Raw genomic sequence first — 12674 nt, forward strand, 5'->3', positions numbered from 1 at the left:
AAATTATTATCCGTAATCATAATCTTATAAATAATATTTTTTGATTAAATTATAAAGATATTTTTTCTTATCAGTAATTGGGAATTTATAATTCAGCTCATGAACATCAATTGAATAGTGTTCACCAAGATCTTCAATTGAAATATTCGCCTTGATATTTAAAATATCTTGAAATGCAGTGATTATATCAGGTATTTTAAAATTATCCGTATAAGCAACATTTATAATTTTGTTATGTATATCTGATTCTATATATTTTAAGACAATATTTTTTATATCCTCTACATCAATTAAATTTCTTGTCGCATTTTTATGGATTGTTAAAACTTTATTATCTTTAATAGATCGCGCCAAATAATTAAGTAATAAATTAGGATTACCACCTTTTCCTACTGCATTACTAATTCTTAGTATCAAATAATGTGTAGCAAATTCTTTTATTATCTCTTCCATTTGAAGCTTATGCAACACATAAGCGCTATTGTACTTCGAAGAATCGTAAATAGAACAAGTACTAAAATAAATAAACAGTTTATGAGGATGAGCTTTTAAAGTCTCTCGTATTAAATTTTCTTCGCGTAAAAATTGATTTTTATCTGTTTCAGAAGAATTTGAAACCCCTGAAGCAAAAAAAATAATCTTATCATTATCACAATCTAAAAATTGCAAAGCGATTAATCCTTTCCCTATAATCATATCTTATTTAATATTTTAACAGATGATCTTCCATCTCCAAATGGATTTGAAAAATTATTTTTCTGAACATTTAATTCTTTATAGAATTCTAATTTTATTTTATTTTTATCTGTACCTACCAATACACCACAGCCACACTCAATTACTTCTGGCCTTTCAGTTTCTTCACGCAGAATTAATACTCTTTTTTGTAAAGTTGGGGCTTCTTCTTGTATACCTCCAGAATCCGAAATTATTAAGGCAGACTTAGCCATTAATGTGACCGCTTCTACATAGTTAAGTGGTTCTATAAAATAAATATTTTCCGGAATCTCATTAAAAGCCTGAAAAATAAAATCTCTAGTTTTGGGATTTGGATGTAAACTCCAATGAAAATTAATTGTAGGATTTTCTAATGCTAATTCTCTTATTGCTCCACAAATAGAATACATATTTTCGCTAATATTTTCACGTCTGTGTGCAGTTATGAACACATCATTTCCTTTTTCTATTTTTATCTCATATTTTTTTAAAACATGATTCAGTAGATCAATAATAGTATTTCCTGTGATGACAATTTTATCTTCAGAAATATTTTCCTTTAATAAATTATTTTTTGAAAGTTGAGTAGGAGCAAAATTCAATTTACTAGTTAAGGATACAACTCTACGATTGTATTCTTCTGGAAATGGAAATCTGATATCATCAGTTCTCAATCCTGCTTCTACATGAAAAAATTCTCTTTGTTCTAAGAAAGCTACCATAGATGAAGCTAAGACAGTAAATGTATCACCTTGGGCAATAATTTTATCTATATTTTCTTTTTTGATTACTTCTGAAATAGAATCAATTAATTTAGCTAACAAATTTGAATTAGAAAATTGATTTGATTGAACCTCTAATTTATAAGATGGCTCAAATTCAAATAAATTTTCCATTTCAGTTAACATAGACGTATGTTGACCAGTATTAATTGTTATTAATTCGATTGACCTTTTTTGAGCTTCTAAAATAATTGGATATACTTTTAAAAATTCTGGTCTAGTACCATAAATTATTGCTATCATTATTTTATTTTAAATAATTTATTAAGAACATATTTAATGATTATACGTAATGGAATTTGATTAAGAATTTCCTGTGATTTTATCATTTTTTGATTATAGATAACATTATGTAATTCTTTCTTACCATTTTTAATTTCTGCAAATTCTTTTGACTTATAATATGCATGGACATAATCTTTAAAAGGATTAGACGTATCTCTTTCATGCCAAGTACCAACAAAATGATGAGTCGCATAATTTTTAGGAAGATCCAAACAAAAATATGTAGAAGGATAAATTACAATACCATCTTTTCCTTCTTGATATTCATCTCTATTCGGATCTATACCGTATTCATTTACCAATAAATCTGAAACAAAAACTGTATTAGTCGTTAAATCAAATCCTTTCTTATCATTATAAAAATCAACAACTCTTTTTGCCCACGGATGTTCTTTCTCAGTTGCCCATAAAGCAGTAAAAGGTGAACCTTTTATCTCAAAACCAGAAAATGCACGATGGATTAAAAATTCATCTAACGAAAATTTTACTTCAACATCAATATCCATGTATATTCCTCCATGTTCATATAAAGCTAGAGCACGGGCATAATCAGAGACAAATGCCCATTTCTTATTCTCTGCTGCTAATTGTACATATTCACAGCAGTTTATGTCAAAGTTTGATTCATTCCATTCCATGATTTCATAATCTGGTAATGCTTTTTTCCAACTTGCAAGGCATATATAGAAAGATTCTGGTTTAGGGTTTCCACCAAACCAACAGTAGTGAATTATTTTAGGGATCATTTGATTAGTTTTGTAAATTCTAGAATTCTTATTTTATTCATACCTTTTAGCAGCCCAAACTCTTTTAGAAGATTAACATATATAAATGGTTTATTGCCTTTTATAAGATTAAAATTTTTATAACCTGTTTCGATTATTTTGTTTAATAAAAACTGACGCGACGATTTATTCGCTAATTTATAAACTTCCATATAAGTTTGTAAAAAACTATGAAATGCTCTATCATTATAAGCATTAGTTCTGGCTAAACTTCCTTGAATAGATCTTTCATCAAAACGACGATCAGTTAAAACTATATCTATAGCTTTAACTTTTCTAACATTAAACAATAATTTTGAAAAATAATTATATTCCTGGTTAGCTTGTAAATTTTCGTTAAAAAGGGTTTGTTTTGCTATACTTGATTTAATTATTGGATCAAAAGTTATCCAATTAATTTTTTGAGTAATATAATTTTCCGGATTAATTTCAAAATCAAATAACCCTCTATAATTAATAGGGTTTGTATTCTTAGGATTATTAAAGTATTTCGATTTACAAATTACCATATCAAAATCACCTAATGTAATGGCATTAATCTTAACTTCAAGATGATTATTATACATAATATCATCGCTATCAAAAAAAATTACATAATCACCAACACATTGTTCTAAGCCAATATTTCTACATGCATTAGCTCCTTTCGGTTTATTATATTTTTTTCTTTCAAAAAGCTTAAATCTAGGATCCTTAGCACAATATTCATCTATAATATTAATATTGTTTTCTGTACTACCATCATCTACAATTATACATTCCCAATTGGCATATGTCTGAGCAATAATAGAATCAAGCGTTTCGCCTATTAAATCTGCTCGATTATAAGTTGGAATAATTATAGACAATAAATGAGAGAAATTATTCATTAGTAACTTTTATGTATAGTTTTCCTAGATTATAGAAAAATTGATTTTTTAATTTTCTAATTATATTAAAATGATTAAAACAAGGTTGATTCTTTAATTGTCTAGTAAAAACAGCACCTTTTAAAAAATAATTATATGATTCTTTTAATTTTAATTTCCCTGAGCTTTCATAAGGATGTATTACTAAATCAATTGGATAATAAATCCCCTTAAAATTGGTATTTTTAAGATCCGAAATAAAAATTTCTTCTTCTCCTTTTATAAATTTTGCACCTAATCCGAATCGTTCATCAAATTTAATATCTTTGAATTTGATTTTAATTATATTTATTAATATTTCAATTGAAGAAATGTTATGGTGCGGTTCTAAATTTAAATCTATCTTTTTAATTGGATAATCCTTATAAACAGGCTCACCGTTAAGTGTTTTTATTTTAAAAGTAGCAAAATCAGGTTTATCAGTTTTGATTATTTTTAAAATATCTTGTAAACCATCTTCAGTATATTTTACATCATCATCTGCAATTAATGCATATGTTGTATTACAATTTTGTATACCTATATTTCTACTTTTAGATATCCCTTTACTTCTAGATGTTATTATAGATATGTCATCTCGTTTTAAGAATTCAGGTACTATACAACCATTTAGATTTTGATGAATGATTAAATAACATAATTTACTATCTTGAATTAAAACAGCATTTTTGCAATTATAGATACCTTCATTAAGCGTAGAAATTATAATTGTTAAAATTGGTTTCATAAATATTTATATATTGGAGATAAACCAATTTTATGTAAAATTTTTAATAACCTTGATTTTTTTATTAATTCTACTTTATTATTAATTTTATTAAAATCTTTTCGACTTACATATTGGTTAACGAATATTTCTTCAACATTAATATTTCTTCTTTTAGCAGCATCTAAAATAACAACCCAATGCCAAAATATTGCCTTAGATTTATTTTCATTAGTGGATATACCTCCACTATGTATTCTATATTTATAGAGATATTTATCGATAAATACAACAGGTCCTTTTTCATATAATTTTATATATAAATCTTGGTCTACTGCTCTTTTAAGATAAGGATTAATACCTTCTGTTTTTAAATAAAATGACTTCGAAAACATCGAAAAATGTGAAATATTCCCTTCAAAATTAAAAAAGTCATTTAAATTATTAACAACTTGTTTACTTTTAAAATAGCTTTCTTCATTAAGATCCACATCACATCTAATATATTGAGAATAGATTAATGATGAGTTAGGATTATCAATATATGCATTTACCATTACTAATAATGCTTCAGAAGTAATAGCATCATCAGGATCAACAAATGCACAAATTTCACCTGTAGCAAAATCTATACACTTCCTCTTTGTATAACCTGCTCCATTATTAGTGCTATTTTGATAAATTTTAAAACGATTATCATTCTTTATCAATTTTTTTATAATTTCTATAGAATTGTCTGTAGAGCAATCGTCAACAATTATAACCTCATAATTTTGGTAATTTTGATTAATAATACTTTTATAACAATCTTCAAAATAATGGCCATTGTTATAATTAGCTACAAGAATTGAGAATAATGGTTCATTAGTCATCAGAGGTGTCGTTTAAGATTTATTTTATTTATAAAAAACTTAAATAGATGTTATAGGGTTATTATCAGTACATAAAATTTGTTCCCATTTTATAAGAACTATTTTATATAAAGTAAATTACACCACTAAAAAAAATATGCTTGGTGTGCAGAATAACATAGGATTTAAGTCGTACGAAGATAAGAAAATTCAACTGTCTGTATAAATTTTATTTTAAAGTATAGTTGTTAATATGTAATGAAAAGAATTTAAACCTACAGAGATCGGGTTTGATTATTTATAACTTAAATAATTACAATAGTAAAATTGATTCGGTTTAATGGTAAATTCTTACTTTTCGGAATGATTATTAACTCTTCTATAAGATTTTTATATTTTTCTATAGAAAAATAATAAAATTGATGATTTACTAACTGAATGTCTAAAGTATCTATACTGTAACACATATAATATCAAATTCAAAGATTTTATCTTAAACATTAATTATTAAAACAAAATCAGAATATAATCATTTACATCGATTACACATATTATAATTTGAGAAACTAAAATATATTCTAAAAAAGATTAGAATTTTTAACTCTTATACTGATATAATTCTATTACTGCAGCAGTAGATAGTATTTAAGTCTTGCTTACTAAAAGTTAGTGTATTTTTTTAGAAAAATTTAATTTATTTATACTTTGTTATTAAACATATTTAAAAAACTATTTTTATATTTTAAAATTTGTTGTTTAATAAGGAAATTTTTAAAATATATTGTATTTAATTTATTATATAAATCCAAATTACTTTTAAATGATTGATTAGTTATAAGGAAAACAATATTTTTTTTTATATAATTTACTAGTGTTAAATTTTTTTTATTAAAACTATAAATCTCTTCTAAAACAATCGTCGAAATTTTTTTTTGACCTAATGCACTTTTTAATGACCATATACCTCCCAAATGTTTACGATAAACACCTCCTTTAAAATTTAAGCAAATTCCTTGTTTCACATTAAGTAGTTCATAAAATAATACAGTATCCCGAGCATCAATATATTTATAATATTTTGATTTGTCTAAATCTGATTTGCGTATTAGTGAGGTTAATGTTTTAGTGTACCAATCTCTAAAGAATATACTGGTATTTATAATTGTATCTACAGATATATGAGGTAATAATTCATCTTTAAAAATGCCATTTTCTTCAAGAGTTAGATATCGATGAAAACAACAAGAATATTGTAGATTTTCCTCCAAAAAATCTACCTGTCGTTGTAGTTTTAAAGGATCTGTCCAATAATCATCCCCTTCGCATATAGCGATATATTTCCCTTTTGCAGCAGGAAAAAGAATATTAAATAACGGCTTAATACCTTTTGAGTATTGATTCTCTTTTAAATAAAATACACGGAATAAGTCTGGATATTTATCTTCATATTTTTTTATAATAGAAGCAGTATTGTCCGGAGATGCATCATCTGATATTAAAATCTCAAATTTAAAGTTACATTGCTGCATTATAAATCCTTCCAATGTTTGTTCAATAAATTTCTCATGATTATAGGCCGTACAACATATACTCACCATAATATCATTTGGCTGGTCTTCCATAAACTTTTGAATTTTGTTCTATATTATTTATAACTAAAGATCCAGCTCCTATATAAGCATTCTCTCCTATATACGTAACTTTTCCTGAAACTGTAACAGTTCCCATCCCTACAAAAACATTATTATATACTTTTGTATATGCCCCTATAATACTATACCCAGCTATATAGCAATGTTCTCCAACCTCAACATTATGAGTTATTCCTACTCCATAAGAAATAATTGAATTTTGTTTTATTAAAACATCTGACTGTATAGTGGAGTTGGCATGTACTTGAACTCCTATTTCTAAACTTGAAAACCGAGAAACTACAGCTGAAGGATGAATTAAATTAGGGAAATTTCCACCCTTCGTTCTAATCTTTTCAAATACATCTTTGCGTATTTGATTATCACCCATTGAAAGGGCAAAATTTAGATACGATATATTGTTATTGAGAAAATCATCCGTTTGAGAAACAATAGGAAATCCCCATCGTTCTTGTCCAACTAATTCATGATTATAATGTAATAATCCAACAACTTTATATCCACTTAGTTCAGCTAACTCAATTGTTACTCCTGTATTATGACCTATTCCAACTATATATATTTCTTTGTCGTTATTCATACTAATTATTCTGAACTCTTAAAATTAAACGACAAATTAAATTCACTTCTTCAAATGATAAGGAATAATACATTGGTAAACATAATACACGCTTTGATATATCATCCGTGATCGGCATAGCCACAGGATCTAAATAAGGTAATGCTGTTGCTAAACTTGGATAAAAATAACGACGCGTTCCAATCTCTGCTAACTGCAATTTTTCTTTGCATTTTAACATCAATTCTTCTGATTCGAAAACGATTGGGAAGTACGCTCCGTTATTTTCAGATTCCTGATGCCATAATGGGCGAATCGCTTTTAAGTTTTTAAGCTTTTCTTCATAATGTTGCGTTAGTGCAATACGTTTAGCTTTGATTTCATCTATATACTTTAGATTAGCAATTCCCATAGCCGCATGGTATTCTGAATTCTTACCATTGATTCCTAATGTAGAAAAAGAATCATGCCCTGAAATACCAAAATTTCTGATACTTGCTAATTTTTTTAAAACATCTGGATTCTTCGTCATAACTAAACCACCTTCTACACTATGATACAATTTTGTAGCATGTAAACTACAAGTAGAAATATCACCATACTCAAAAATTGATTTGCCATTTATCTCAACTCCAAAAGCATGGGCCGCATCATAAATAACCTTAAGATTATGCTTCTTAGCGATTTTGTCTATCTTTTCTACATCACATGGATTTCCATAGACATGAGTAGCTAATATGGCTGATGTATTTGGCGTAATGGCTGCTTCAATTTTAGCAGAATCTATATTCAACGAATCTTTATCAATATCCACAAATACAGGAGTACAACCTTCCCATACAATACTACTTGTTGTGGCAACAAAAGAAAATGGTGTAGTAATAATTTCTCCTTTCAAATCCAATGCTTTAATGGCCATTTGTAAAGCCACTGTTCCATTGGTTACATATAGTAAATGTTTTACTTTGAGATATGACTTTAACTCCATTTCCAATTGACTAGCTAATGGACCCATATTGGTTAACCATTCACGTTGCCATATGCCTTCAAGTAAATGATTGTATTCTTGAATTGGAGGTAAAAAAGGTTTAGTTACTGGTATCATCTTATTAATTTTGGTGTAGTTCTAATTCTGATTCTAATTCAAAAGGTACCCATTGTTGCCTATCTCCCACACAAACTATGCTAAAAATATTATTTTGACGAAACATAGGTTCTTTTGTTAATGGATTAGATAAACTTAAATCCATTACATAATTACCCAAAGTTAATAATGAGTTTTTAACGTTTATTTTATAAGTTAAATTATTACCTTTTAACTCTTTATTAATTTCGCATATTATTCCAGCTACTGGTCGCAAATCTTTATCCTTTAATTCAAAATATACTTTAGGAATAAAGTTTAGCTCCTTTTTTAATTTAATTTGAAGTGTAATAAGATAATCCTGATGGCGATGAAGGGTATTGTCTTTTAAATTATGATTGCAAGAAATTATTTCGACAGAACCATCATCAAAAACTGTATTAGATTCATTATTACTAAACTTGTTATAATATAATTCTATTCCTTTTGAAATATTATTCCCTTGGTATTCTACTTTTCCATGATCCATTAAAATAATTTGATTACATATTCTGGCTACCATAGGCATTGTATGTGAAACAAAAATAATGGCGGTATTAGGTAAAATTTGATCAATTTTTTTAAAACATTTTAAAACAAATCCTAAATCTCCAACAGCTAAAACCTCATCAACAATTAAAATATCTGGATCTAGATGAGATGCAATTGCAAAACCAAGACGGACACGCATACCTGATGAATAGTTCTTAACTGGCATGTCTAAAAAGTCTTCAATCTCAGAAAACTCTATGATTGATTGCATTTTTTCATCCACTTCTTGTTTAGAAAAACCTAAGATTGATGCATTATTATAAATATTTTCTCTACCTGTTAAAATAGGATTAAACCCGGCACCTAATTCAATTAAAGCACCAACTTTTCCTTTCATTGTTATCTTACCTTTATCAGGTGAATATAAACCATTTAACACTTTTAGTAAAGAACTTTTACCTGCACCATTATGACCAATAAGACCAATGCACTCTCCTCGTTTTAATTCGAAACTTACATCTTGAACTGCCCAAAATTCATTTTTTCTCAATTCTTTTGAGGTTTGTTTACCAAATAAACTTTTAATTATATCTGAAAAACCATATTTTAATGAATCTTTTAAGTCAGTAGTAAATTTTTTAGATACATTTTCTACCTTAACTAATACTTCTTTTTCCATTTTTAAGAGATTTTTTCAATTAAAATGTTTATTGATTTACGTAAAAAAACTAAACCAAATAAAAATATAAGTATACTAAAAAATCCTATTGAACCACTTAGTAACAAATAATTTATCTCCATACCTACTAAAGTATTACGTGTATCTGTAATTAAATATGTAAGTGGATTTAATTCAAACAGTAATTTACTCCAACCACTTTCTGGCACCATATATACAACAGGAGTTACATACATTAAGAATTGGCTACCCATTGTAATCATTCTACTAATATCTGTATATAATAATCCAATTGGAGCTAATATTATTCCAATAGCAGATCCAAAAGCCATCATTATAATGAGATATAGGGGTAAATAGACTAAAGAAGCATTTGGGCTTACTTGAAAAATAATTAAGAAAGCTATGATAACAATTATTTTCAATATTAGATTGAAAAAGAATTTATAATATCCACTTATTAATAAAGCTTCTTTGGGAAAATTAATTTTTGAAATGATACTTTTTCCCCCATTAATACTATTTATTGGCATTTGTAAAGACTCTATAAAAATAGTCCAAATTGTAGTACCAATAATTACGTATAAAGGATAAGGTATTCCACTTGGAGCATTTACATTAATTGCTCCTGAAGAATTTAAAAATATCCAAACTAAAGAATTAACAATAATTGGTAAAAAAGCCCAAACTAATCCCAAATACGATTGTCTGTATTGAGCTTGCAGATCTCTCTTAGCCATTTGCGTAGCTAAGAAATTAGAACTTTTTATATCTTTAAAAATTTCATTTAATTCCTTAAAAATATTTGTTTTCTTATCCGAAGTATAAACAACCGTTTTCATTCCCATATTATTCGACAATTGACTTTAAATAAGTTCCATACCCACTTTTTCCGTATTTTTCAGCTGCAACTAAAAGTTGTTCTTTATTGATAAACCCTTTGTTGTAAGCAATTTCCTCAATACATGAAATACTTACACCTTGACGTTTTTCAATCACACGTACAAATTCTGAAGCTTCGTGTAAAGATTCAAATGTTCCAGTATCTAACCAAGCTGTTCCACGATCCATAATACCAACTTCTAATTCACCTTTTTCTAAGTAAATTTTATTAATATCTGTAATTTCTAATTCACCTCGTGGAGATGGTTCTAAATTCTTTGCCATTTCTACAACCTGATTGTCGTAAAAATATAAACCAGGAACTGCATAATTTGATTTTGGGTCTGTTGGTTTTTCTTCAATAGAAAGAGCTTTGTAATTTTCATCAAATTCAACCACTCCATAACGTTCAGGATCGCTTACTTGATAAGCAAATACGCAACCACCTTGTACATTTGTTTTACTCTCTAATAACTGTTCTAATCCCGTTCCATAAAAAATATTATCGCCTAAAACTAAGGCTACAGAGTCATCACCAATAAATTCTTCTCCGATAATAAATGCTTGAGCTAATCCATCAGGACTTGCTTGCACAGCATATTGGATATTACAACCTATTTGCGATCCGTCTCCTAATAAACGTTGAAAAGGTTCAGAATCATGAGGAGTTGTAATAATTAAAATATCTTTTATACCTGCCAACAATAATGTTGATAACGGATAATAAATCATCGGTTTATCATACACTGGCATTAATTGTTTACTTACGGCAATAGTTAATGGATAAAGACGTGTCCCTGATCCTCCTGCAAGTATTATTCCTTTCATAAATTTAAGTTGTAGTCTTAAAAATAAGCTTTGTTAATTAACCAAAGCTTATTTTTTAAAAATTATATTTTAATTATATTGTTTATCGTAATATTTTTGATAGTCTCCAGAAGTTACATTATCTAACCACTCTTCATTTGCTAAAAACCAATCAATTGTTTTAGATAATCCTTCCTCAAATGTTACTGATGGTTTCCAACCTAATTCTTGATTAATTTTTGTCGCATCAATAGCGTAGCGTAAATCGTGTCCTGGTCGATCTTTTACAAATGTAATAAGTTGTTCTGCTGTACCCGCCTCACGTCCTAATTTTTCATCCATTTGTTTACAAAGCTCTTTTACCAAATCAATATTCTTCCATTCATTGAATCCTCCTACATTATAAGATGCTCCATTTTTACCTTCATGGAAAACTAAATCAATCGCTTTTGCATGATCGATTACAAATAACCAATCGCGTGTATATTTTCCATCACCGTAAATTGGTAAAGGTTTCCCGTTTAAAATATTATGGATACATAACGGTATTAACTTTTCAGGAAAATGATTTGGACCATAGTTGTTAGAACAATTTGTTAACACTATCGGTAAACCATATGTATCATGATATGCTCTTACAAAATGATCTGAAGAAGCTTTTGAAGCTGAATAAGGTGAATGCGGATCGTATGAAGTTTCTTCTGTAAAAAACCCAGTATCTCCTAAAGCGCCGAAAACTTCATCTGTTGAAACATGATGAAATCTTTTTCCTTCAAAATTCGATCCCCAGATATGCTTAGCTGCATTTAATAAGTTTACTGTTCCTATTACATTCGTCATGACAAATTCTAAAGGGTTAGTAATCGAACGATCCACATGAGATTCTGCTGCTAAATGGATTATTCCATCAGGTTGATAAGTTTCGAAAACTTCTAGAATTTGTTTTGCATCTACAATATCCGCTTTTACAAATTTATAATTCGGGCGATCCTCGATATCTTTTAAATTTTCTAAATTCCCTGCGTACGTTAAAGCGTCTAAGTTAATTATTTTTGTATCTGTGTATTTCAATACAAATTCTCTTACAACGTGTGAACCGATAAAACCAGCACCACCTGTAATTAAAATAGTTTTCATAGAAATTAAATAGTTTTTACGAATTAATTTTCGTTCTTGATTTTTTTTAAATCCTTTTATCTCAATATATCTTATTCAAAGATAATCTTATTCTTTAGTTTTTTTAAAGTTAACCCATTTAATAAAAGGCAAAAACATTAGTTATTATTTTATAACTACTTATTAAACAATTAGTTTTATTATCCTTTAAGATAAATAAATTATTTATTGAAATTTTAGAATAGATACACAAATTTATAATTTTTAAGTGATTTATAGATTATATGATTTTAATATTACTAAGATTTGTAAATTCTTAAAAAAAACTCT

Annotated in this window: 13 protein-coding genes; all 13 read right to left on the reverse strand. The window is 27.5% G+C overall.

Going from position 1 to position 12674, the window contains the following annotated elements; genetic code table 11:
* Positions 1-24 precede the first annotated feature (24 nt).
* Positions 25-696 (reverse strand): NAD-dependent epimerase/dehydratase family protein, encoded by a 672-nt coding sequence (locus IM532_RS08510; protein WP_194183031.1) that lies wholly within the window; start codon positions 694-696, stop codon positions 25-27.
* On the reverse strand, positions 693-1742 hold the full coding sequence (wecB, locus tag IM532_RS08515) for a non-hydrolyzing UDP-N-acetylglucosamine 2-epimerase (protein ID WP_194183032.1): 1050 nt from the start codon (positions 1740-1742) through the stop codon (positions 693-695). The genes IM532_RS08510 and wecB overlap by 4 nt, the downstream gene beginning before the upstream one ends.
* Positions 1742-2530 carry a glycosyltransferase family 32 protein gene (locus tag IM532_RS08520; RefSeq protein WP_194183033.1) on the reverse strand — a complete coding sequence of 263 codons (789 nt, stop codon included), beginning with the start codon at positions 2528-2530 and terminating at the stop codon, positions 1742-1744. Before IM532_RS08520 ends, wecB begins: the two co-directional genes overlap by 1 nt.
* Positions 2527-3438 (reverse strand): glycosyltransferase family 2 protein, encoded by a 912-nt coding sequence (locus tag IM532_RS08525; protein ID WP_194183034.1) that lies wholly within the window; start codon positions 3436-3438, stop codon positions 2527-2529. Before IM532_RS08525 ends, IM532_RS08520 begins: the two co-directional genes overlap by 4 nt.
* Positions 3431-4204 (reverse strand): glycosyltransferase family 2 protein, encoded by a 774-nt coding sequence (locus IM532_RS08530; protein ID WP_194183035.1) that lies wholly within the window; start codon positions 4202-4204, stop codon positions 3431-3433. Before IM532_RS08530 ends, IM532_RS08525 begins: the two co-directional genes overlap by 8 nt.
* Positions 4201-5055, reverse strand: coding sequence for a glycosyltransferase family 2 protein (locus IM532_RS08535; RefSeq protein ID WP_194183036.1), 855 nt, complete (start codon positions 5053-5055; stop codon positions 4201-4203). Before IM532_RS08535 ends, IM532_RS08530 begins: the two co-directional genes overlap by 4 nt.
* A 677-nt stretch (positions 5056-5732) precedes the next feature.
* Positions 5733-6656, reverse strand: coding sequence for a glycosyltransferase family 2 protein (locus IM532_RS08540; RefSeq protein WP_194183037.1), 924 nt, complete (start codon positions 6654-6656; stop codon positions 5733-5735).
* Positions 6637-7266: a PglD-related sugar-binding protein gene (locus tag IM532_RS08545; RefSeq protein ID WP_194183038.1), complete on the reverse strand. Its 630-nt coding sequence runs from the start codon at positions 7264-7266 to the stop codon at positions 6637-6639. The genes IM532_RS08540 and IM532_RS08545 overlap by 20 nt, the downstream gene beginning before the upstream one ends.
* Before the next feature lies 1 nt (position 7267).
* Positions 7268-8350 (reverse strand): DegT/DnrJ/EryC1/StrS family aminotransferase, encoded by a 1083-nt coding sequence (locus IM532_RS08550; protein WP_194183039.1) that lies wholly within the window; start codon positions 8348-8350, stop codon positions 7268-7270.
* A 4-nt stretch (positions 8351-8354) separates the two neighbouring features.
* Positions 8355-9539, reverse strand: coding sequence for an ABC transporter ATP-binding protein (locus IM532_RS08555; RefSeq protein WP_194183040.1), 1185 nt, complete (start codon positions 9537-9539; stop codon positions 8355-8357).
* A gap of 2 nt (positions 9540-9541) precedes the next feature.
* Positions 9542-10387, reverse strand: coding sequence for an ABC transporter permease (locus IM532_RS08560; RefSeq protein ID WP_194183041.1), 846 nt, complete (start codon positions 10385-10387; stop codon positions 9542-9544).
* 1 nt (position 10388) lies between these two features.
* Positions 10389-11249, reverse strand: coding sequence for a glucose-1-phosphate thymidylyltransferase RfbA (gene rfbA / locus IM532_RS08565; protein WP_194183042.1), 861 nt, complete (start codon positions 11247-11249; stop codon positions 10389-10391).
* Positions 11250-11318: 69 nt separating this feature from the next.
* Entirely contained in the window at positions 11319-12365 is a 1047-nt protein-coding gene (gene rfbB, locus IM532_RS08570) for a dTDP-glucose 4,6-dehydratase (protein WP_194183043.1), read from the reverse strand.
* Between the last annotated feature and the right edge of the window lie 309 nt (positions 12366-12674).

The sequence above is a fragment of the Faecalibacter rhinopitheci genome (assembly GCF_015234135.1).
In the GTDB taxonomy this organism is placed as follows: Bacteria; Bacteroidota; Bacteroidia; order Flavobacteriales; family Weeksellaceae; genus Empedobacter; species Empedobacter rhinopitheci.